This is a genomic window from Janibacter corallicola NBRC 107790, assembly GCF_001570965.1.
In the GTDB taxonomy this organism is placed as follows: domain Bacteria; phylum Actinomycetota; class Actinomycetes; order Actinomycetales; family Dermatophilaceae; genus Janibacter; species Janibacter corallicola.
Window position 1 is genome coordinate 1 of sequence record NZ_BCSR01000009.1, and the last position, 20,312, is coordinate 20,312.

Sequence of the window (20,312 nt, forward strand, 5' to 3'; positions counted from 1 at the left end):
ATAGTTCCTCGGGGGTGTCGTACCGCCAGTAGACGACGTGCCTCACGTTGTTTGAGCGCGTGGCCGGTGGTGGTGCCTCACGTACTTTGAGCGCGTAGCCCGTTGGGCAGGCTTGCCTGTGTGAAGGGCGAGAAGATCGATATGGCCGCGAGACGGCAGGTGACGAACAAGCTGCGCGCCGAGTACCGGAAGGCCTCGAAGGCCGAGAAGGGCGCGATCTTGGAGCGGGTGATGGCCGCGAAGGGGATGGGCAGGTCGAGCGCGCGGCGGATGCTGACCGGGCCTGCCCTGCCGCACCCGAGGGAGCAGATCGACGCGCGGACGGTTAAGCCGCGCCGGTTCAGCGACGACGCGCGGGCCCTGCTGGAGCATGTGTGGGCGCTGATGGGCATGCCGTGCGGGAAGTACTTGGTGGTCATGCTCGAGACGTGGTTGCCGGCCATGGCCGAGGCCGGCGACTTGGACCAACCGTTTGCCACCGCGCCCGCCCGTGAGCAGCTGGAGGCGATGAGCGCCGCGACGGTCGACCGGTACCTGGCCCCGGCCCGCCAGCGGATGCAGCTGCAGGGGTGTCTCGACGACGAAACCCCGACGCCCCGGGAGTGGTCGAGGCCGACACTGTCGCCCACTGCGGACCGACCCTGATCGGGGGAGTTCGTGCGCACCCTGACGATGACCGACATGGTCACCGGGTGGACCGAGAACTACTCGATCCGCAACAACGCCGCGAAGTGGATCACCGAGGGCATCGGCGCGCTGGCGGAGAGGTTCCCGTTCGAGCTGGTGATCTTCGATTCGGACTGTGGCGGGGAGTTCATCAACCACGAGGTCGCCGCCTGGCTGCAGGAGCGCGACATCGAGCAGACCCGCTCGCGCCCGTGCCAGAAGAACGATCAGGCGACCGTGGAGTCGAAGAACAACCACGTGGTGCGCAAGCACGCCTTCTACCTACGTGCCTCACGGGCCTCACGGTCGCGGGCGCCCCAGTTGCCCAAGCGTGCCCTCGTTGACGCCCATCTCGCGGGGCGACCTGGGCGACCGGCTTCCCGGACTCTTCGACGATCCGGACCGTTTCCTACGGAACTTCCGGTCGTACTTCTTCCTCTCGATCCCTATTGTCGATGCCTCTACGCTTCCGCGTAAGCTCACATAGCGCCCCATCTTCCAATGAACACAATCAATCCAGCTCAAGGGCACTGGTTTCCTCGCAAGCGTCGCTCTCCTCCTTCGAAACGAGCGATCGTCCTACGGTTTCCGGGAGCGCCAGGACCACACAGAACACTGCTGCGGCCACCACAGACAAATATATGCCGGGTGCGATACTCATTCCCGTTTGAGAGACCAAGAATGTTCCAACGAACGGAGCGGTGCCAGCGAATACCACGTAAGCAGCGTTGTAGCTAATAGAGATGCCGCTGTACCTCGTACCCGTTGGGAACAGTTCGACCTGTGTGGCCGTATATGCGGGCGCAAAGAGCGCGAGCCCCAGGCCAAGGAGCATTTGACCTGCAATGGCGTTGGCCAAGCCACCGGTGCTCAATAGGACGAATCCAGGGACCCCAAGGACCGACAGGACCGCACACCCAGCCAGCATGGGGACGCGTCGCCCCAGACGATCACTCAGCATGCCAGTTACAGGGACGAGGGCCGTCACGGTAAGAAGCACGATGAAGTTCGCAAGCAGCGCCTCTGACTGTCCGAGTCCAACCGACTCTGTCAGATGCGTCGTCATGAAGGCCGCGATGACGTAGAACGCGAGGCCGTTGAGAGCCGAGAGACCAAACACGAAGGCCATGCCCGTTCGATTCTCCTTCAAGGAGCGCTGTGCAGGCTTAGCCTCGACCCGGTCCTCCTGTTGAATGGCGCTGAAGGCGGGCGATTCATCGATCCTGCGGCGTAGGTAGAGGCCGATCACGGCTAGAACTCCACCCAACAGGAACGGAATTCTCCAACCCCACGAGGCATAGGCGGACTCGGACATGTTCGACGAAATCGCTAGCACCGTGAGAGATGCTGCGATCGCGGGCAATATATTGAACGCGACAGTACTGCTCAGCCAAAGGCCGCGGCGATCAGAAGGAGCGTATTCCCCGATCAAAGCGAAGGCTCCAGCGTTCTCTCCACCTGCCGAGAAGCCCTGAACCAAACGACATATCAAGAGAAGCGATGGGGCAAATAGGCCGACAGCAGCATACGTCGGTAGCAACCCGATTGACAGCGTTCCAGCACCCATCGTCAGCACGACGATAGACAGCGTGTTACGCCGCCCAATCTTGTCCCCTAGATTGCCGAAGAATACTCCGCCAAGAGGTCTCACAACGAACGCGACGCCGAAGAGTGCGAAGGTTGACAGAAGCGCGACTGTACGGTTCGCATCCGGGAAGAACAGGGAAGCCAGAATGGGCGCAGAATAGGCGTAGACGATGAAGTCGAACCATTCTACAAAAACACCGATAGACCCTGCTACGAGAGCCCTCTTCCCTCGCACTACCTGTGTCGTGTTGGTGTCCATTAGTATTCCTGTCTTTAGGCAGCTGATGCGGAACAGATTGAACGAGACCTGGCAGAATGGTGACTCCGGCGCCTACCCGTGGCACGAATCGACTACGGGTGATGCGAGTCTTGGAAGTTGTATCTATTGGGTCGGGTCCGTTGCTTTGGGGCGACCATTGGTCGCCCACAGTCGGATGACCTGAGCGGCCCGCACCTGCGAACGGCACGCAGCTCGAACGTCACGGGCCAGCTGCGCAAGATCGTCGTGAGATTGTCGTCCACTCGTGCCGCGGGTGATCGCCCTGCTCGCGCTATCTAGGCACTCTTCGGCCTCAATCAGCCATTCCTCGCCCTTGTAACGGTCGGCATGCGAGGCAGGCGCATCGCGATGCGCGACCTGTGCTTCATGGACACGCCGACTTGCTTCAGCAGTAGCGTCGGCCAATAGTGACGTAGGGTCAGAGGTGAGGTGAAGAGACCAGAACTCGTTAGTTTCGTCATAGTAATAGTAGCCGTGGCTCGGCTCTCGAACTTGGAGGAATCGGTCAGCTGGCCCGATGCAAGCGCGATACTCCCCGGGCCGTGTCGACGACGGGGCGATTACGGCGGTGAAGGCATTTCCCCGGTGAGCGGCGGACGCATCCCACTCGGTTCCCGCGCTCCAGCTCTCCACAGACTCTTCGTATGGTCCTTCGGGGATGTCCCCGCTGGTTCGATACATACGTGTGAGGGCTTCGACGTCGAAGCCGCCCACCTCGTGTCGGAGGACCCGATGGAAGTAGCGATTTCGCGCTGCGCTGTTCTTGCTCGACATACGTGCCGCGATCAGCGCCGGGTCAGACGTCCCTGCATCACTGCTACGAGTAATGAACCAGCCGGCTTCGGTCGTGTAGCTGTAGCGGCCCTCACGGGGCCCCCGCCAGACTCCGGAGTCTTGGCTAAGTGGGTTGTTGTTTGCATACAGCACAGAATGCTTGTTACCTGCCGAGTCGCTCGTAGTATCCCGCAGTATCGGGTTTGGCTTAGCTGGACTGCCAGCACGCTCTTCTATCGCGACGCCGTAATGTGCGTCTGCCCAGAGCCCCCCGGCTGTTCCCAAGATCGGCCCCGGGTCCCCGACAGGGAAGGCGAGCATCATGTCACGGGCCTCGGCGGCTGAGGAGGCGAACTGTAGTGCGTGGAAAGTCGACGCCCCGCGACGGATGCCGTAGCCCCACTCCTCGGGAGGGCCACCTCCGCAGCTAGCGCCGTCTATGCCCTGACCGCCGTGATGCACGTAGGCAACGCCCTTGTTGTTGAACCCCGGGTGTCCTGCCATGTAGAAGCGACCGAGCCCCGGTATCGACCCATTGGCAGAGAATGGCGTGTAGATGAAGCTATTGCCGACGTCGGGAAAGGCCACGATCGTCGCTTGGTAAGTGCAGTCGTGGTCTGTCGTGGAACCAGCAACGAGTTCTCCGTCCGTGGTTGCTTCAGCCCAGGCACAGAACCCGCTGCACATGTCCGCGATCTCACCCGCTGGGGAGACGTGGGCCCCACTGTATGTATTGACGCCGATCCTGCCTGTGGAGTCGAGATCCTCGCCGAACATCACATGCCGATCGGCGGGTGGGCGGTACCCGGTCCATACTGCTATGGCCTGTTCCCGGGTCATCGGCACGCCACGCCCCATAGCGCCTTCGGCCCATCCCTCGGCGAAGTCAAGGATCTCAGGGGCGTGCTTTGAAAGCTGCTGTTCCCATTCAGACAGGATCCCCTCGGTGTCGGGGTCGACCGTCCGTTCGGTGAGCCGCTCGAAGATCCAGGTGCCATAGATGTCGATTACCTGCCGAGCGTACTGCCGGCCCATCTCGCGGTTGCTCCCAGCCAGAACCACCACGGGGCAAATTGTTGGCACCAAGGGTATGCCGTCCGTCGTGGTCGCCACCTCGGCGTCCTGTCGACGGATTGCCGGCGAGGGCTCCTGGGCAGGCTGCTCCAGCGACACGGACGCGCGGGCGACCTCGATAGCCTGTAGCGTCAGCGCCCGGAACCGTGCAAGCAGTCCGGGCAAGTCCGGTTCAGTTGCAGGTGCGGCGAAGTCGGTCAGACTGCCATCTGCCCGGCCCAGTTCCCACTTCGCGGCGTGGACCTCGGCGATCACGACATCCATAGCATCAAGCCAGCGACGGCCGACCTGGCCCGAGCCCTCGAACCGCCCGTTGATCAGGCGATGAGCGACGTGGACCGCCATTTGCGCCTGCTCCCGGGCCTCGTAGATGTTCGCAATCGTGGTGCTTGGCGAAGCCGGCGTGGAGGCAGCCCTTGCCAGCCGCTCGATGAGCGAGCGGTAACGGGTTAGCTCCGCATGGAAGAGGGAGGGCAGGTCATCGGCGCGGGCTGCGGACACCGGGCTGTCGGCGTCCGTCGGGAACGGGGTTCTCGTCATCGGCGCTTCTTCTCTCTGGATCTCGCTCTAGGGCCTTGTGGTGTGGGCCACATCCTGTCGGATGATGACATCGGTGTCAAGGGATCGACACAGGCGTAGACTTCGATGCATGGTCGTGTTTGGAGTGACCGTCATGTCAATGGCTTCAGCAGTTGGCGATGAGGCTGCTCATCGCTTCCCACCGCTGGACTCGCTGGTGGTAGGCGGCGATCACTCGCGATACACCTGCCAGGTGATCTCGACCAGGAGGTGCTTCTCGACGGCGAGCAAATCGTCCGGACGTTCGGCTTGGGCCTCGGTCAGCAGGCCGGTGCCGGCGCGCGGGGCCGACGGGAGCGGTAGAGCGGGTCGTCGGTGCGGCCCCGGTGGCAGGTCTCTTGGCTGGGCCCGTCGGCGGCAGCCGTCGAGGGCGTCACCGGCCAGACACACAGGTGTCGCGGAGATCCTGAGTCAGCACGAGTTCGCCACTATGTCGTGGGTTGTCCGCGGCAGGGTTGGCCTTGGGTCAGTACTCTGTAAATGAGCAGCAGTCCATGGCCGCTTGGCTGTGGTGGTTGCCCAAGAACGGCGTCGACACCGGGACTATCCATGGGCGTGCTACAGGCATGGCGGGGACGCGGAGTTGGTCTCACCTGCTCGACGCGCTGATCGCCGCCGGCCGTCAGCAAGGGCTGACGTCGTTGAGTCTGATTGTGGAACGGGACATCTACGCACGGCGCCTCTATAGGCGTGGGATTCGGACAGGTCGACGACGCAAGCAGCGGGCTGACCATGCTCCTGCAACTCCCACGTCTCAGCTGACCTCGGGGTCATGGGGCGCCGTTGCAGCGATCCTCTTTCAGAGTCAGGTCCGCATTCCGCGTGGCACGGGCGGGGCATCGGTGATCGGTGACGGCGGGGGCTGGGGTATGCAGCCTGCGATCTGGCGCGTGGAGCGGAAGACGACAAGGTTGCGGTGGCTCGGGCGAGCCGCGGAAGCGACCAAGATGCCTTGGTAGCCGTCGCGGTGGAGCTGATCACCGATGGCTTGGAACGCTGGCCACTGGTGGGCGGTGGGCCGCGGTGGAGGCAGACCGACTCGGTGCAGACGCTTCTCGTCGTCGAGCAGTGCGACATCCTCAAGGTCCACGCGCCAACGCCATAGGTCCCGGGGCAGCGTGTGGCCAGGCGGAAGGCCCGTACCGGCTAGCGCTCGGTACCATTCGGCCCACGCCGTGGCCGGCTCATCCGCGAGGTACCAGGCCGCGATGGTGCCGCCGTGTTGCCAGCGGCCGTCCGGCGGGTCGGGCGGCCAATACAGCGGGTTGGCGCCATGGGGATGTGGCGGACGAAGACGTCATGTATGGAGTCTTCGTCGACGTCGAGGGCGGGCACTTACGCGACAGGCATTTCCTCTAGTGACGCGACCAGCTTGGAGACGCTGCGGTAATCCCCGTCGTGGATGGCGTCGACCGGGCGTCGGTCATCGAGACGAGCAATGGGTTTGATCAGCCAGACCGGGATATAGCTGGGATCCATCACCTGAGCCAGGCGCTCGACTACAGCGGTCAGCTCGAGGGCTCGGGTGGCATGCTCGCCGATCGGCGTGCGAGTTCCATTCCGCCAGCGCCGTGCACTGCTTGGATCACCACCCGTCGCATCGGCCAGGTTGGCTGCCGTGAGGTGCCCCAGGCGAGAGACCCGAGCGATCTCCTCGGCCAGCGGCGTGTGGGCGATCGTTGTCATGACTCCATGATAGACCACGCGCACGCTTAACGCCTCCCAGATGCACGCACAACGCCTCATCGTCAGACATACACATCCCGGAGGCGGATTCTTCTACGGCGACGTGCCGGGCATGGCGGGTGGAGAACGGTCGGCTGCTGGCAGACGTCTCTACGGGTCCCTCTGCGGCGCTACAGGCCGAACCGGGCGAGCAGATGCCCTGACTGGCTATTCGTGCACTTGGAATAATGCGCTCCACCAGTCGTGGTGGGCACGCACGACGTCGACGAGGGTCCTGGGGGAGAGGATCGAGCCGAACCACTCCCGCTCCTCGGGCAGGAAGCCCTCCGAGCGCCGGTTGCTCGTCGCATTCGTCAGGTCCAGCTCGGTGTGGGCGACGTTGAGGTCACCGAGCAGCAGGAAGTCCCGGCCGGCCCCCTTCGCCGCCTTGCGGGCACGGTCCAGGTGGCGCGCGAAGGAGGCGAGGAAGCCCATCTTGCGCTCGTACTTCGCTCCGCCGTCGGGCTCCTCGCGCCCGCCCGGCTTCTGCAGGTGGGCGGGCAGGCCGCCCTTGGGCAGGTACAGGTTCGCCACGGTCAGCGGTGGCCGGTCCCCGTCGCCGGGCAGGTCGACCTCGATGTACCGACCCTCGGGGACGAAGGGGGCCAGCCCCCTCGCCATCGTGCCCGGCGGGGTGGGGTCCAGGTGCAGGTGGTCCTCGCCGGGAGCGCGCAGCAGCGCCTCGCCGCCCCAGGTGCGCACCGCCTCGGGCCGCTGCCGGGTGAGGAGGGCGACGCCGTTGCGCCCCGCCAGCCGACCCGGGTCGTAGGCCACGTGGAGGTCGCCGAAGACGCCCTCGGGCAGCTTCTCAGGGGCGCACCGGACCTCCTGCAGGCCGACGACGTCGGGGGCGCGCTCGGCGAGCCAGGGCTCGAAGCCCCGTCGCTGCGCCGCCCGGATGCCGTTGACGTTGAAGCTGGCGACCCGCAGGGTCACAGCGCCTGCATGTCCTCGGGCGTCGGCTTCGCGACGACCTCGTCGTACTCGGGGTGCTTGCCGAGCCACTTCTTGACGTAGGGGCAGACCGGGACGATGGTGCGGCCCTCCTCACGGGTGGCGCGCATCGCCTCCTCGACGACGATGCCGGCCAGACCCTGCCCGCCGAAGTCCTCCCCGATCTCGGTGTGGGGGAAGATCCGGCGCTCGTCGCGGTCGGTGAATTGCGTGAAACCCGCCACGTTGCCGTCCACGGAGATCTCGAAGCGGTCGGGGGAGGACTGGCGGCTGACCGAGGTACTCATGGCCCTCAGCCTGCCACGAGGGCCTGTCAACGCCATCGGGCGGCTTCTCACTGTGAGAACGGCAACGGAACCCGGACGCGATTGCCGCTAGCCTGCTCGCCAGATTCCCGACCCCAGGCACGGAGGCGCTAGTGAGCACGAATGGACTGCATCCCAACTTCCAGCAGCATTTCGACGACATGGTGGCGATCAACCCCGGCGAGACGGAGTTCCACCAGGCCGTCTACGAGGTGATGCAGTCCCTGGCGCCGATCGCGGGCCGGGTGCCGGAGTACGCGCAGTGGTCGATCCTGAAGCGGGTCTGCGAGCCGGAGCGGCAGATCATCTTCCGCGTCCCGTGGGTCACCGACGACGGTGACGTGCAGATCCAGCGGGGCTTCCGGGTGGAGTTCAACTCCGCGCTCGGCCCGTACAAGGGCGGGCTGCGCTTCCACCCCAGCGTGAACCTCTCGATCATCAAGTTCCTCGGCTTCGAGCAGATCTTCAAGAACTCCCTGACCGGCATGCCGATCGGCGGCGGCAAGGGCGGCTCGGACTTCGACCCGAAGGGCAAGTCCGACACCGAGATCATGCGCTTCTGCCAGTCCTTCATGACCGAGCTGTACCGGCACATCGGCGAGTACACCGACGTGCCGGCCGGTGACATCGGTGTCGGGGGGCGAGAGCTGGGGTACCTCTTCGGGCAGTACAAGCGGATCACCAACCGGTACGAGTCGGGGGTGCTCACCGGCAAGGGGCTGTCCTGGGGCGGCTCGCAGGTGCGGACCGAGGCGACCGGGTACGGCACCGTCTACTTCGCCCAGGAGATGCTCAAGGAGCGCGGCGAGTCCCTCGAGGGGCGCCGGGTCGTCGTCTCCGGGTCGGGCAATGTCGCGATCTACGCCGTGGAGAAGGTCCACCAGCTCGGTGGCACGGTCGTGGCGATTTCCGACTCCGGTGGCCACGTCGTGGACGAGAAGGGGATCGACCTGGAGCTCCTCCGGGAGGTCAAGGAGGTCCGCCGCGGCCGGCTCACCGACTACGTCGAGGCCCGCAGCAGCGCCTCCCACGTCTCCGAGGGCAGTATCTGGCAGGTTCCCTGCGACGTGGCGCTGCCGTGCGCCACGCAGAACGAGCTGTCCGCGGAGGACGCGCACACCCTGATCCGCAACGGCGTGAAGCTCGTCGCCGAGGGCGCGAACATGCCCTGCGAGCCGGGCGCGATCGAGGCCTTCAAGGACGCGGGGGTCCTCTACGCGCCGGGCAAGGCCTCGAACGCCGGTGGCGTGGCCACCTCCGCCCTGGAGATGCAGCAGAACGCCAGCCGTGACTCGTGGGGCTTCGAGGAGACGGAGGCCGCGCTCGAGGAGATCATGCGCGACATCCACCGCAACTGCGTGGACACCGCCGCCGAGTACGACTGCGAGGGTGACTACATGGCTGGCGCCAACCTCGCCGGCTACATCAAGGTCGCCGACGCGATGGTCGCCCAGGGCGTCATCTGAGCCGAGCCTCCCGGGGCGGCCGGGTCAGCCGAGGACGGCGTCGGTCTGCCGGCTGATCGCGGTGAGCCCTCCGTGCGGCCGCCAGATGCGTGCCTCGCCGTGGGCGTAACCGTCCGCGGCGGTGTCGGCTCTGGCCGCGTAGGCCCACTGTGCCGTGGGCGCGACATGCCGCAGATCGCCGACGATCTCCAGGGTCCATGACACCGTGCTTGCGGCAGCCGGCTCGTGCAGACGCTGCAGCGCGGGAGTGGGCCAGGCGTCCGCGAGGGCGACGAGGTGCTCCTCCCCGAAGGTGCAGCCCGGTTCCCGCAGGCGCATCCAGCCGGTGAAGGAGGACCGGGGCGAGCCGCTGAAGGGCTGGTCGCCCTCGACGAGGCGCAGCTCCATGTGCTGCAGGAACTCCGGCCCACCCGTGGACTTGGGCGTGAGCGGCTCCAGATCGAAGGGGTCGGGCAGCCGCGGCATCCTCGTCTCCGGGTGGACGCGCAGGCCCGAGCGCCGGGCGCTGCCGAAGACGGCGACGGAGACCGCGGCGACCCGGCCCTCCTGGACGACTCGCGCCTCGCACTGGGTGATGTTCGACCCCTGCCGCAGGGTCGAGGACGTGACGCTCACCTCCCCGGGCGCGACCGCGGCGAGGAAGTTCGTCGTGAGGGTGCGCAGCGGCGGGAGGGCGCCGTCGACCCGGTTGCGCATCGCTGCGAGCTGGAGGGCCGCGACGAGACCGCCGTAGGTCGCCCGCCCCTGGGACCAGCCGTCGGCGATGGTGACGGTCTCTCCCTTCGCTGCCTCGTCGAGCATGTCCTGCAGGGTCATCGGTGCTCCTCCTTCGCTTCCGCCCCGACCCTAGGCGGTAGGATGGGGTGCAGCAGCCGCCCAGTTCTGCAGCGAGCTGCTCCTCTTCTTGCAACGATGCCATCGCGCCGCGAGCGCACCCTGCCCCGGCAGGCCCGTGCCCGCGCCGGGCAGAACCGAAGCATCACGACTCCGTCTGGAGCACCCTTTCGTGACCACCACGACCTTCGCCGACCTCGGCGTGCCCACCGCCCTGACCTCGATCCTGGCCGAGCAGGGCATCACCACCCCCACCCCGATCCAGGCTGCGACGCTGCCGGACTCCCTCGCCGGCCGTGACGTCCTCGGCCGCGGCCGGACCGGGTCGGGCAAGACCCTCGCGTTCGTCCTGCCGGCGCTCACCCGCCTCGCCGCGAGCGGGGGGCACCGCGCCGCCAAGCGTCCCCGTGCGCTCATCCTCGCGCCGACCCGCGAGCTGGTGACCCAGATCGATGAGGCCATGGCCCCCTTCGCCCGGGCTCTCGGGCTGCGCAGCCGCACCGTCTTCGGCGGCGTCGGCCAGAACCCCCAGGTGAAGGCCATCGCGCAGGGCGTCGACGTGGTCGTCGCCTGCCCCGGCCGCCTCGAGGACCTCATGGGCCAGGGCCACGTGAGCCTCGACTCGATCGAGATCACCGTCCTGGACGAGGCGGACCACATGGCCGATCTCGGATTCCTGCCCGCCGTGAAGCGGCTCCTCGGCAAGACCCCGGACAGCGGCCAGCGGATGCTCTTCTCCGCGACCCTGGACGGTGCGATCAACCAGATCGTCAAGCGCTACCTGCACCAGCCGGTCACCCACGAGGCGGACTCCGCCCAGAGCCCCGTCGCGACCATGTCCCACCACGTGCTGCACGTCGCCCAGGGCGAGCACCTCGCGGTCCTCACCGACCTCGTCGCCGCCCCCGGTCGCACCGTGGTCTTCACCCGGACCAAGCACCGCGCCAAGAAGTTCGCCCGCCAGCTCAACGCCAAGGGCGTCCCCGCGGTCGAGCTGCACGGCAACCTCAGCCAGAACGCGCGCACCCGTTCGATGGACGCCTTCCACTCCGGCGCCGCCGAGACGCTCGTGGCCACCGACATCGCCGCCCGCGGCATCCACGTCGACGACGTCTCGCTCGTCATCCACGCCGACCCGCCCGTGGAGCACAAGGCCTACCTGCACCGCTCCGGACGCACCGCGCGCGCCGGGGCGGAGGGCACGGTGATCACCCTGATGACCGACGAGCAGGTCCGCGACGTGCGTGACCTCACCCGCAAGGCCGGGATCAAGCCGACGACGACCAAGGTCTCGGTCGGCCACACGCTCCTCGGCGAGCTCGCGCCCGGCGAGCGCAACTTCCCCGGCGGTTTCGTGCCCAAGGTCCCGCAGCAGAGCACCGGTGGTGCGAAGGGGGCCGGCCAGAGCGGCGGTCGTGGCAACGGCGGCGGTCAGCGCGGCGGGAAGGCCTCCGGCCGTGGTGAGCGCGGTGGCGCCGGCCGTAACCGCAACGGCGGCGGCAACCGCAACCGCGGCGGCAATGGTGGCCAGCGTCGCGGCGGCCAGGGCGCCAAGCGCGCCGGCGCCTCGCGCGGTGGCAGCGTCGTCGCCTTCTCCTCGAGCAGCACGGGCGGCAGCGGCCGCCGCTGAGCACGGCCCGGCCGCGGCAGGCGTCGGAGGAAGCGGCCCGAGGCCGGATCAGCCGAAGACCGAGACCGTCTGCCGGCTGATCGCCACGAGCGAGCCGTCCGGGTGCCAGATCCGGGCATCGGTGTGCGCGTAGCCGTCGGCCGCCTGGTCGGTGTGGACGGCGTAGGCGAAGTGGGCGTCCGGCTCGGCAGTGACGTCACCGAGCAGCTCGAGGGTCCACGTCATGCTGCTGCCCGGCGCCGGCTGGGCCAGCATCTGGATCACCGCCGGCGGCCACGAGTCCGCGAGGCTGACGAAGTGCCGCTCGTCGAAGACCGGCGGCGCCTCCCGGAAGCGCATCCACCCCTGCATGTGTGACGTGCTCGCACCGCTGTAGGGGAACCTGCCGTCGGCCAGGCGCATCTCGACGTGCTGGAAGAAGTCCGGCGTCTGTCCCGGGAGGTACGGGAAGGGATCGATCGACTTCGGCTCGGGCAGCGTCGGCATGACCACCGAGGGCGGCACCGTCAGGCTGGACTCCCGCGGTGCCCCGAAGGCGGCCAGCGCAGCGGCGACCACGGTGTCGTCCTGCCGCAGCTGGACCATCCCCTGGGTGGCGCTGCGGCCGGAGCGCAGCAGCTGCACGTCGGCCGCGGCCTCGCCCGGCGTGACCGGCGCGACGAAGTTGACCGTCAGGCTGCGCAGCGGCGGCCCGGACTCCGGGAGCTGCGAGCGCAGCGCGGAGTGCATCAGGCCCGCGACCAGGCCCCCGTAGGTCGCCCGACCCTGGCCCCAGCCCTCCTCGATGTGGATGGTGCCGCTCGCGGCCTGGTCGAGCATCTCCTGCAGATTCATGAGGTCAGCCTAGGCATCGCCCGCGAGCATCGCCGCGAGACCCTCACGGTAGGTGCGGTGGGTCAGGGCGAGCCCGCTCGCCAGCAGCCGGGAGCCGTCGATCCGCTTGCCGTGCGGGGCCGCCTCACCGGTCGGCCTCGGCTGCGGCAGCCCCAGCTGGTCGGCGATGAAGGCCCTGACCTCACCGACCGGGCAGGACTCCTCGTCGTTGGCCAGGTAGAGCCGCTCGGGGGGCCCCTCCCTCGTGAGCAGGTGGACCACGGCGGCTGCGGCGTCGTCGCGGTGGATCCGGTTGGCGATGCGCCCCGGGTCGGGGTTCTCGCCACGGCGCACCTGGGCCACGAGCCGTCCGCCGGGCTTGCCGTACAGGCCGCTCGGCCGCAGCACCGTGCCGTGCGGGATCGCATCGAGGAAGAGCCGCTCCGCCTCGAGCAGCACCGTGGCCGTGGCCGTCGCCGGTCGTGCCGGGGTGCTCTCGTCGACGACACCGTCCGCCGGGCCGATGACGCTCGTGGACGAGACGAGCACCGCGCGCTGCGGCATGCCGCTGCGCAGCACGGCTGTGAGGCCCCGCGCCATGCCTTCGACGTAGGTGCGGCGGTAGCCCCCAACGTCTCGGGCATCGGCGGTGAGCACCACGGCCAGCAGGTCGGTGGCCAGCTCCGGCAGGTCCCCGGAGACGAGGTCCGCGGAGAGCCCGCGGATCGGCGGCGGGATCGCCGCGGTGTCGCGGCGCACGCCGGTCACCTCGAGACCGCGGTCGGCCAGGCGCAGGCCGATGCGGGTGCCCAGGTCGCCGCAGCCGAGGAGGAGGGCGCGGGTGGATTCGTCGGTCACGCCGGTGACTCTAGTCCGGGGGCGAACCTAGGCTGACCCCATGAGCGCTCCTGACCCGTTGACCCTGTGGGACACCACCGCCGAGGACCTGCTGGGGGTGCTGCGCGAGCTCGGGCCGGCCGAATTCGAGGCGCCGACCGCGCTGCCGGGGTGGACCGTGCGTGAGGTCCTGGCCCACCTGGCCCACCTGGAGTCCGAGGCCGCGGGGATGGACCAGCCGGCCGGCGGTCGGGTGGTCGTGGAGCCGAAGCGCAACCAGGCGATGCCCACGAGCATCACCGAGGCGGGGGTGGCGGCCCGGATCGGTCGGACGCCGGCACAGCTGCTGGAGGAGTTCGAGACCGCCTGTGCCCGGCGTCGCGAGGTGCTCGCCGACCTCGACACGAGCGACCCGAAGGCGCTCTCGCCCGGCTTCGCCGGTGACCTGGGCTGGGAGCTGCGCGTCTGGCTGAGCAACCGGCCGATCGACCTGTGGGTCCACGAGCAGGACATCCGCCGCGCGACCGGGCGGGTGATGACGACGGACTCGGTCGGTGCCGTCCACGTCGCGGGGGTCATGGCCCGCGCCTTCCCCGCGGCCCTGCGCGGTCAGCCCGAGGGCACCTCCGTCGTCACGCGGATCACCGGGGCACAGGGCCGCGTGCTCACCGCGCGCGTGGGCGGGGACGGGAGGGCGGCTCCCTTCGACGAGGGCGAAGGGGGTGACGTCACCCTCTCCATGGATGACGCCACCTGGCTGCTGCTCGCCGGGGGGCGGATCGACCCGCAGGAGGCGGACGTCGCGGTCGAGGGGAACGCCGAGGTGGCCCGGCAGGTGCTGGGTCGGCTCAACGTCACGCCGTGACCCTTGCCACGGCGGCGTAGCGTGGCAGGCATGGAGTACCGCTACCTCGGAAACAGTGGCCTGAAGATCAGCGAGATCGCCTACGGGAACTGGCTCACCCACGGCTCCCAGGTCGAGGCGGATGCCGCCACCGCGTGCGTACAGGCGGCGCTGGATGCCGGGATCTCGACCTTCGACACCGCGGATGCGTATGCCAACACCCGGGCGGAGTCCGTCCTCGGGGAGGCGCTCAAGGGCGAGCGGCGCGAGTCCCTCGAGATCCTCACCAAGGTCTACTGGCCGACCGGGCCGCGCGGCCACAACGACTCCGGCCTGTCCGCGAAGCACATCCGCGAGTCGATCGACGCCTCGCTGCGCCGGCTGCAGACCGACCACGTGGACGTCTACCAGGCGCACCGGTTCGACACCGAGACCCCGCTGGAGGAGACGATGCAGGCCTTCGCCGACGTCGTGCGCTCCGGCAAGGCGATCTACATCGGCGTCAGCGAGTGGACGGCGGACCAGCTGCGTCGGGGGCGGGCGCTCGCCGACGAGCTCGGCTTCCGGCTGATCTCCAACCAGCCCCAGTACTCGATGCTGCACCGGGTCATCGAGGAGGAGGTCGTGCCCGTCTCCCGGGCGATCGGCCTCTCCCAGATCGTGTGGAGCCCGATCGCCCAGGGCGTGCTCACCGGCAAGTACCGGCCCGGTGAGCAGCTGCCCGAAGGGAGCCGCGCCGCCCACCAGCACGTCGGCCAGTCGATCTCCGGCCGCGTCGGCGACGAGGGACTCCTCGAGGCGGTCCAGGGGCTGCAGCCGATTGCGCAGGACCACGGCCTGACCATGGCCCAGCTGGCCGTTGCGTGGGTGCTGCAGAACGAGAACGTCTCCGCCGCCATCATCGGTGCCTCCCGTCCGGAGCAGGTGCAGGAGAACGTCAAGGCGTCCGGGGTCCGCCTCGAGCCGGACGTCATGACCCGGATCGACGAGGTCCTCGCCGGTCACATCGACAGCGACCCGGGCCTGACGGCCGCGCAGGCGCCGCAGGAGCGGCCCAGCTGAGTCGCGCTCACGCGCGCAGCAGGACGAGCTCGGAGCAGAAGCCCGGCCCGAGCGCCATGAGCAGGCCGCGGCTGCCCGGCCTCGGTGGACGCGCGCGCAGGGTGTCGGCGAGCACGTGCAGCACGGACGCCGACGAGAGGTTGCCGACCCGGGCCAGCGACTCGCGGGTCACGGCGACGTCGTCCTCGGCCAGCCCGAGGGCGTCACCCACGGCATCGACGACCTTCGGCCCGCCCGGGTGGCAGACCCACCACCCGATGTCCTCCCGGGTCAGGTCGTGCTCGGCGAGGAAGGAGTCGACGTCCTCTCCGAGGTGGCGGTCGACGATGTCCGGGACCTGCGCGTCGAGCACGACCTGCAGTCCCCGGTCGCTGACGTCGAAGGCCATCGTGCGCTCGGAGTCCGGGTAGAGACGGCTGCGGGTGTCCAGGACCTCGACGTGGCCGTCCGCGTCGCCGCCGCCCCGGGCGATCACCGCGGCCGCGCCGTCCCCGAAGAGACCGCTCGCGACGAGGTTGGCCATGGAGGTGTCCTCGCGCTGGACGGTCAGCGAGCACAGCTCGACGGTGACGAGGGCCGCAACCTCCCCGGGGTGGCCGACGAGGTGGTCATCGAGCAGGGAGATGCCCGCGGCTCCGGCCACGCAGCCGAGCCCGACGAGCGGGACCCGCCGCACGTCCGGACGCAACCCGAGCCGGGAGGCGATCCGCCCCTCCAGCGGCGGGACCGTCAGGCCCGTCGTCGACGCGCACACGAGCAGGTCGACGTCCGCGACCGCCAGGCCGGCGTGGGCCAGTGCCTCCTCGAGCGTCCGCGTGCCGAGGTCGACCGCGTGCTCGATGAAGAGGTCGTTGGCCTGCCCGAACCCCTGCAGGTCGGCGTACTGCTCGATGGGCAGGGTCAGGTTCCGGTGCTCCACCCCGGCATGGGCGTGCAGTCGGCGCAGCACCCGCTCGTCGAGGTCACCCTCCAGGATGAACTCGGCGAAGGCGTCGGTGATCTCGTCCTGGGAGTATCGGTGCGGCGGCAGTGTCCCGTGCACGGCCAGGATCTGGGTGGTCGTCACCGTGCCCCTCGCGCGGTCAGCGGCCCGTGGCCCGCGAGCGGGGGGCACAACTCGTGGGCCCGTTCGGTCAGCTCCCGGGCGGTGACGTCGTCGGTGTGCGGGAGGGCGACATCGAGGTCGATCGTGACGGTGCAGCCGCCGTCTGCATCGGGCGCGGCGTGCACCCGGGCGTCGACCGTGCTGTCGGTGACGTCCACCCCGGCCCGGCATGCGGCCGTCCGCAGTGCCGAGTGGAAGCACGTGGCGAAACCGGCGGCCAGGAGCTCTGCCGGTTCGCCCCGGGCGTTCGGAGTCGTGTCGGTGTCGGCGGTCTGCATCGTGGCGCTCCTTCCGGTGCTCTGGTCCGGACCCGTGGGGTCTCGGCAGAGGACTACCCGGGTACGGCCCGCTCACTCCACGGCCGGCCCGACGTCCCGCCGGACGTCGACGCCGTCCTCGTACACACCCGGTGTGAGCGGCCGGCGGCGGGGTAGGGCGACACCGTGACGGCGTGGACGACGTCGCACCGCCGCGGCTCGAAGGGAGCGACCATGACCGACCAGAGGGAACTCGTGGTCTCGGTGCCGATGGGCCCCCAAGACGTCGAGGACCCGGCAGAGGTCCATTTCATCACCGAGGGCGACTCCGACAAGAGGGACGCCATCGAGGCACGCCCCCAGGTGAACGTCTCCTACGCATCCGACTCCGGTTGGGTGTCGCTCAGCGGCGTGGCTCGCCGCGAGGACGACCGTGACCTGCTGGAGAGCCTGTGGTCCCCGGCCACCAGCGCCTTCGTGGCCGGCGGGAAGGACGATCCGAACACCACCCTGCTCGAGGTCTCCGCCGAGACCGCCGCCTACTGGGAGTCCCCCGGAAGGGAGAGATGGTGGTCGAGCTGGTCAAGGGCGTGGCCACGGACCGCCCGGCCCGCCCCGGCGACACCGGGACGGTGGAGTTGTGACGGTCCCGACCTGTGGCTCCGCGTCACGCGGCGTCGGGGAGCGTGAGTGACTCGAGGTGGATCTCGAGGAGGGAGTGGACGACGTCCGGCCGCTGTCCTCGGCGCTGATGTCGGCGACCGACCCCGAGGGGTGGTGGCGCCGGGCAGGCGTGCTCCGGGCCGTGGGGCGTCCGCAGCCTGACCTCGTGGGGTCCCGCGCCGGGGTCGAGGCCGGTCCCGGTGACGTCCGCAGCCCAGCCCGGGGCCTCCTTGTCCAGGTTGTGCCGCTGGCACAGGCCCCAGCCGTTGGCCGAGCTCGTCGAGCCGCCGGTGCTCGCCGGCCGGGCGTGGTCGACGTCCCGGATCGGCGCGTCGCACCAGGGGACCCGGCAGGTGCCGTCCCGTAGCTCGATGAGGGTGCGCAGGCTGCCGGAGAAGAACCGTCGCCTCGAGTCCATCGCCACGAGCTGGTCCCCGTCGGGGGCGGTGAAGAGTCGTCGTACCGCCACACCGGCCCGGCGCCGCTCGCCGTCCGCGCTGCCCTCCAGCTGCCGGACCAACCGGTCGAGGCGGGTGCGTGCCGCGCTCGCGGGTACGGCCCCCCAGCCGGGCACCTCGACCGCGCCGTCACTCGCGTGCGAGGAGTCGTGGTCGCCGTCGTCGGGGACAAGGGTTGCGTGGTCCATCACGAGGTTGACCTCGACCGGCTGGGCCTCACCCTCGTCCCGGCCGGAGAGCCGTGCCAGCGCGGTGTCGGCCATCCACTGGCCGCGGGAGCGCGTGTCCGCGGCCCGGGCCGCGTCCGTCTCCGGGTCACCCGTCGCCACCCACCGGCCCGCCTCGGCGGCCTTGAGCGAGGCGAAGGCGCCGACGACGTCGGGCAGCTCGCCCAAGATCGACAGCCACGCCATCCCGTCCGGGGCGGGGCGGGTGCTGACCCGCTTCGAGGCGACCGCCTTCTCGCGCCTGCGGGCGACGCTCTCCGGATCGAGGTCGATGCACGCACGTTGGGCGGCCCCGGCGAGCCCCTTCTCGCCCAGACGGGTGGCTGCGGGGGCCAGTCGGGCATCGGCCAGTCGCCTCTCGGGCGGGGCCAGACAGGTTGTCTCGCGGGCGATGATCCCGGCCTTGGTCTCGTTGATCCGGCCCGCGGTCAGTGCCCTCATCGTCTCCGGGAGCACCGAGTGCCATGCCCGCGCCGCGGCCACGTGCCGGTCCGCCTGCGACGGGGAGCAGCGCCGCGCCAGGGCGACCTCGCTGTGGGCGGCGCTCATCCGGCGTCGGACCTGTCGCTCGGTCAGTCGGCCCTCCACCCGGTCCGCGTGTGCCTCGGCCGCGACGTCCTCGACGAACTCGACGCTCGCCCGCGCCTGCACCGCCGCGACCGCGCCCTTGATCTCCTCGGCCGCAGTGACGACGGCCAGCGCCTCGGCCCGGGACAGACCCTCCAGATCGGTGAGGCCGGAGAGCCACTCCCGGGTCGCCGTCAGGGTAGTGGGCAGGTCGTGGATCGCGCTGTCGCCCGCGGTCGTCACGCTCATGGCCTCCCCCTTCCACCGTCGTTGGTGAACTCCTTCTATCGAACACCTGTTCGAGTGCATTGTCAAGGGTGTTCTGGGCGACGGGGGTCACGAGTCGGAGGCGAGCAACCCCTGCTTCCGCGCGATCGCGCTCGCCTCACCTCGGGTCGCGGCAGCGAGCTTGGCGAGGATGTTCGAGACGTGCACGCTCACCGTCTTGCGCGAGATGAAGAGCAGGCTCGCGATCTGGCCGTTCGTCCGCCCGAGTGCCACGTGCTCGAGGACCTCCAGCTCCCGCGGGGTGAGCGCACCAGCCTCCGGGTCCGCTGTGCCCGTGCCCCTGTCGGCACGGCCCAGGACGTCCAGCAGCGCGAGCACCGGGCTCGCGCCCAGCTCGGTGGCGACCGCACGGGCCCGGCCGGCGATCTCCGCCGCCTCCCCGCGCCGGCCGACGAGAGTGAGCGCCTCCGCCAGTCGCGCCAGGGAGCGAGCCTCCTCAGGTCGGTTGGGGAGCGCGGCGAAGCCGGTCGCCGCCCGACGCCAGGCGTCGACGAGCGCTTCCGGGTCGGGGCCCTCGCCCACGGTTGCGGCCAGCCGCAGCCCCTCCGCCTCGTGCCGGTCGAGCCAGGCGCGGGACTCGGGCCCGATCCGCACGTCGTCGCGCGCCCCCAGCGCGGCCACGATCCGCGCGTACTCGTCGCAGCGGGACCGCGCGAGGGCCGTGTCACGCCCGTCCGCGACCAGGTCGGCCACCTGGCCGGTGAAGAGTGCCGCGAGTCGGATGACGGCCTGCGCCTCGGAGCCCCATCTGCGCTCGATGATCTCGATACCGCGGTCCACCAGATCCGTCAGCTCCTCGACCATCCCTGCCCGGCCGAGCAGGTCGATCTTCCCGCCGAGCGTGGCCACGACGAGGGCGCCCTCCAAGAAACCCCGCGGCGGGTGCGGCAGGTCAACGGGGGAGTCGAGCAACCGTTCCGCCTCCTCCCACAGCCCGATCTCGTACGCGGCCCGCCCCGCCTGGACACGGCACTCCATCCCGTACGGTCCCCACGGCCGCCGGCGCCGGTCGGCCACCTCGACACCCATGGCGTAGTACCCGTGGGCTGCCCGCACGTCCCCGCGATTGCGCTCGAGGGTTCCCAGCCGCAGCAGCGCAGGCAGCCGGAGGGAGCCGGGAGCCTCGGGGTCGGTGGCGGTCGCCAGCAGCTCCGTCCGGCTGTTGTCCCGGGTCGGCGCGCGAGAGCCGCCGGGCCTCGTGCAGCCGGCTCGCCGCGACGACCTCGGGCAGGTCGAGCTCCTCCGCCCGGGCGACGATCCGGTCGATGAGTGCGGTGCCCTCGTCCTCGAGCTCGAGGTTGACGAGGACGTCGAGGT

The 20,312-nt window shown here is 69.4% G+C and carries 20 protein-coding genes; 7 read left to right on the forward strand and 13 right to left on the reverse strand.

Annotated features, from left to right (window positions below):
- Nucleotides 1–120 precede the first annotated feature (120 nt).
- Together JCO01S_RS16065 and JCO01S_RS16070 are read left to right on the forward strand one after the other, a co-directional pair.
- The gene (locus tag JCO01S_RS16065; RefSeq protein ID WP_218002225.1) at nucleotides 121–645 is read left to right on the forward strand and encodes a hypothetical protein; all 525 of its coding nucleotides are present in this window, start codon (nucleotides 121–123) and stop codon (nucleotides 643–645) included.
- Nucleotides 646–657: 12 nt separating this feature from the next.
- Nucleotides 658–1,143, forward strand: a complete 486-nt coding sequence (locus JCO01S_RS16070) for an integrase catalytic domain-containing protein (RefSeq protein ID WP_369407279.1) — start codon at nucleotides 658–660, stop codon at nucleotides 1,141–1,143.
- A 34-nt stretch (nucleotides 1,144–1,177) separates the two neighbouring features.
- Here the strand turns inward: JCO01S_RS16070 and JCO01S_RS15360 are convergent, their stop codons facing one another.
- The 6 genes from JCO01S_RS15360 to JCO01S_RS05560 all read right to left on the reverse strand — a co-directional run bounded on the left by JCO01S_RS15360 (nucleotide 1,178) and on the right by JCO01S_RS05560 (nucleotide 7,926).
- Nucleotides 1,178–2,512, reverse strand: a complete 1,335-nt coding sequence (locus JCO01S_RS15360; protein ID WP_084342660.1) for an MFS transporter — start codon at nucleotides 2,510–2,512, stop codon at nucleotides 1,178–1,180.
- 123 nt (nucleotides 2,513–2,635) lie between these two features.
- Nucleotides 2,636–4,921, reverse strand: coding sequence for a C45 family peptidase (locus JCO01S_RS15655; RefSeq protein ID WP_157074494.1), 2,286 nt, complete (start codon nucleotides 4,919–4,921; stop codon nucleotides 2,636–2,638).
- Between the two features lie 844 nt (nucleotides 4,922–5,765).
- Complete coding sequence (locus JCO01S_RS16410) at nucleotides 5,766–6,221, reverse strand: RES family NAD+ phosphorylase (RefSeq protein WP_084342661.1); 456 nt, start codon at nucleotides 6,219–6,221, stop codon at nucleotides 5,766–5,768.
- Between the two features lie 74 nt (nucleotides 6,222–6,295).
- On the reverse strand, nucleotides 6,296–6,646 hold the full coding sequence (locus JCO01S_RS05550; protein WP_068252029.1) for a hypothetical protein: 351 nt from the start codon (nucleotides 6,644–6,646) through the stop codon (nucleotides 6,296–6,298).
- A 207-nt stretch (nucleotides 6,647–6,853) separates the two neighbouring features.
- Nucleotides 6,854–7,621, reverse strand: a complete 768-nt coding sequence (locus JCO01S_RS05555; RefSeq protein ID WP_157074495.1) for an exodeoxyribonuclease III — start codon at nucleotides 7,619–7,621, stop codon at nucleotides 6,854–6,856.
- Complete coding sequence (locus JCO01S_RS05560; protein WP_068252032.1) at nucleotides 7,618–7,926, reverse strand: GNAT family N-acetyltransferase; 309 nt, start codon at nucleotides 7,924–7,926, stop codon at nucleotides 7,618–7,620. The genes JCO01S_RS05555 and JCO01S_RS05560 overlap by 4 nt, the downstream gene beginning before the upstream one ends.
- Nucleotides 7,927–8,057: 131 nt before the next feature.
- Between JCO01S_RS05560 and gdhA the strand changes: the two genes are divergently transcribed.
- Nucleotides 8,058–9,410 carry an NADP-specific glutamate dehydrogenase gene (gene gdhA, locus JCO01S_RS05565; protein WP_281189176.1) on the forward strand — a complete coding sequence of 451 codons (1,353 nt, stop codon included), beginning with the start codon at nucleotides 8,058–8,060 and terminating at the stop codon, nucleotides 9,408–9,410.
- A 24-nt stretch (nucleotides 9,411–9,434) separates the two neighbouring features.
- Here the strand turns inward: gdhA and JCO01S_RS05570 are convergent, their stop codons facing one another.
- Entirely contained in the window at nucleotides 9,435–10,226 is a 792-nt protein-coding gene (locus tag JCO01S_RS05570) for a thioesterase family protein (RefSeq protein WP_068252034.1), read from the reverse strand.
- Between the two features lie 190 nt (nucleotides 10,227–10,416).
- Here JCO01S_RS05570 and JCO01S_RS05575 point away from each other — a divergent pair, with 190 nt between their 5' ends.
- Nucleotides 10,417–11,874 carry a DEAD/DEAH box helicase gene (locus tag JCO01S_RS05575; protein WP_068252037.1) on the forward strand — a complete coding sequence of 486 codons (1,458 nt, stop codon included), beginning with the start codon at nucleotides 10,417–10,419 and terminating at the stop codon, nucleotides 11,872–11,874.
- A 48-nt stretch (nucleotides 11,875–11,922) separates the two neighbouring features.
- Here JCO01S_RS05575 and JCO01S_RS05580 read toward each other — a convergent pair whose 3' ends face one another.
- Together JCO01S_RS05580 and JCO01S_RS05585 are read right to left on the reverse strand one after the other, a co-directional pair.
- A complete protein-coding gene (locus tag JCO01S_RS05580) occupies nucleotides 11,923–12,708 on the reverse strand; it encodes an acyl-CoA thioesterase (RefSeq protein WP_068252041.1) in 786 nt (261 codons plus the stop codon).
- Between the two features lie 9 nt (nucleotides 12,709–12,717).
- Nucleotides 12,718–13,545: a Rossmann-fold NAD(P)-binding domain-containing protein gene (locus JCO01S_RS05585; protein WP_068252043.1), complete on the reverse strand. Its 828-nt coding sequence runs from the start codon at nucleotides 13,543–13,545 to the stop codon at nucleotides 12,718–12,720.
- Nucleotides 13,546–13,585: 40 nt separating this feature from the next.
- On the opposite strand from JCO01S_RS05585, the gene JCO01S_RS05590 reads away from it, so the two are divergent.
- Together JCO01S_RS05590 and JCO01S_RS05595 are read left to right on the forward strand one after the other, a co-directional pair.
- Nucleotides 13,586–14,389: a maleylpyruvate isomerase family mycothiol-dependent enzyme gene (locus tag JCO01S_RS05590; RefSeq protein WP_084342662.1), complete on the forward strand. Its 804-nt coding sequence runs from the start codon at nucleotides 13,586–13,588 to the stop codon at nucleotides 14,387–14,389.
- Between the two features lie 30 nt (nucleotides 14,390–14,419).
- On the forward strand, nucleotides 14,420–15,430 hold the full coding sequence (locus JCO01S_RS05595; protein ID WP_068252053.1) for an aldo/keto reductase family protein: 1,011 nt from the start codon (nucleotides 14,420–14,422) through the stop codon (nucleotides 15,428–15,430).
- A 7-nt stretch (nucleotides 15,431–15,437) separates the two neighbouring features.
- Here JCO01S_RS05595 and JCO01S_RS05600 read toward each other — a convergent pair whose 3' ends face one another.
- Nucleotides 15,438–16,496 (reverse strand): type III polyketide synthase, encoded by a 1,059-nt coding sequence (locus tag JCO01S_RS05600; RefSeq protein ID WP_068252056.1) that lies wholly within the window; start codon nucleotides 16,494–16,496, stop codon nucleotides 15,438–15,440.
- The gene (locus JCO01S_RS05605) at nucleotides 16,493–16,813 is read right to left on the reverse strand and encodes an OsmC family protein (protein ID WP_068252059.1); all 321 of its coding nucleotides are present in this window, start codon (nucleotides 16,811–16,813) and stop codon (nucleotides 16,493–16,495) included. The genes JCO01S_RS05600 and JCO01S_RS05605 overlap by 4 nt, the downstream gene beginning before the upstream one ends.
- A 213-nt stretch (nucleotides 16,814–17,026) precedes the next feature.
- Between JCO01S_RS05605 and JCO01S_RS05610 the strand changes: the two genes are divergently transcribed.
- A complete protein-coding gene (locus JCO01S_RS05610) occupies nucleotides 17,027–17,482 on the forward strand; it encodes a pyridoxamine 5'-phosphate oxidase family protein (protein ID WP_157074496.1) in 456 nt (151 codons plus the stop codon).
- Here the strand turns inward: JCO01S_RS05610 and JCO01S_RS05615 are convergent.
- Entirely contained in the window at nucleotides 17,460–18,956 is a 1,497-nt protein-coding gene (locus tag JCO01S_RS05615; RefSeq protein WP_068252063.1) for an HNH endonuclease signature motif containing protein, read from the reverse strand. The genes JCO01S_RS05610 and JCO01S_RS05615 overlap by 23 nt on opposite strands.
- Nucleotides 18,957–19,043: 87 nt before the next feature.
- Complete coding sequence (locus tag JCO01S_RS16355; protein ID WP_157074497.1) at nucleotides 19,044–20,051, reverse strand: helix-turn-helix transcriptional regulator; 1,008 nt, start codon at nucleotides 20,049–20,051, stop codon at nucleotides 19,044–19,046.
- Nucleotides 20,052–20,312 lie beyond the last annotated feature (261 nt).

What these genes read in the sequence shown, in the direction of transcription:
- JCO01S_RS15360 (WP_084342660.1), bottom strand. Translation starts at nt 2,512, where the DNA reads ATGGACACCAACACGACACAGGTAGTGCGAGGGAAGAGGGCTCTCGTA.
- JCO01S_RS15655 (WP_157074494.1), bottom strand. Translation starts at nt 4,921, where the DNA reads ATGACGAGAACCCCGTTCCCGACGGACGCCGACAGCCCGGTGTCCGCA.
- JCO01S_RS05550 (WP_068252029.1), bottom strand. Translation starts at nt 6,646, where the DNA reads ATGACAACGATCGCCCACACGCCGCTGGCCGAGGAGATCGCTCGGGTC.
- JCO01S_RS05560 (WP_068252032.1), bottom strand. Translation starts at nt 7,926, where the DNA reads ATGAGTACCTCGGTCAGCCGCCAGTCCTCCCCCGACCGCTTCGAGATC.
- JCO01S_RS05570 (WP_068252034.1), bottom strand. Translation starts at nt 10,226, where the DNA reads ATGACCCTGCAGGACATGCTCGACGAGGCAGCGAAGGGAGAGACCGTC.
- JCO01S_RS05580 (WP_068252041.1), bottom strand. Translation starts at nt 12,708, where the DNA reads ATGAATCTGCAGGAGATGCTCGACCAGGCCGCGAGCGGCACCATCCAC.
- JCO01S_RS05590 (WP_084342662.1), top strand. Translation starts at nt 13,586, where the DNA reads ATGAGCGCTCCTGACCCGTTGACCCTGTGGGACACCACCGCCGAGGAC.
- JCO01S_RS05595 (WP_068252053.1), top strand. Translation starts at nt 14,420, where the DNA reads ATGGAGTACCGCTACCTCGGAAACAGTGGCCTGAAGATCAGCGAGATC.
- JCO01S_RS05605 (WP_068252059.1), bottom strand. Translation starts at nt 16,813, where the DNA reads ATGCAGACCGCCGACACCGACACGACTCCGAACGCCCGGGGCGAACCG.
- JCO01S_RS05610 (WP_157074496.1), top strand. Translation starts at nt 17,027, where the DNA reads ATGACCGACCAGAGGGAACTCGTGGTCTCGGTGCCGATGGGCCCCCAA.
- JCO01S_RS05615 (WP_068252063.1), bottom strand. Translation starts at nt 18,956, where the DNA reads ATGAGCGTGACGACCGCGGGCGACAGCGCGATCCACGACCTGCCCACT.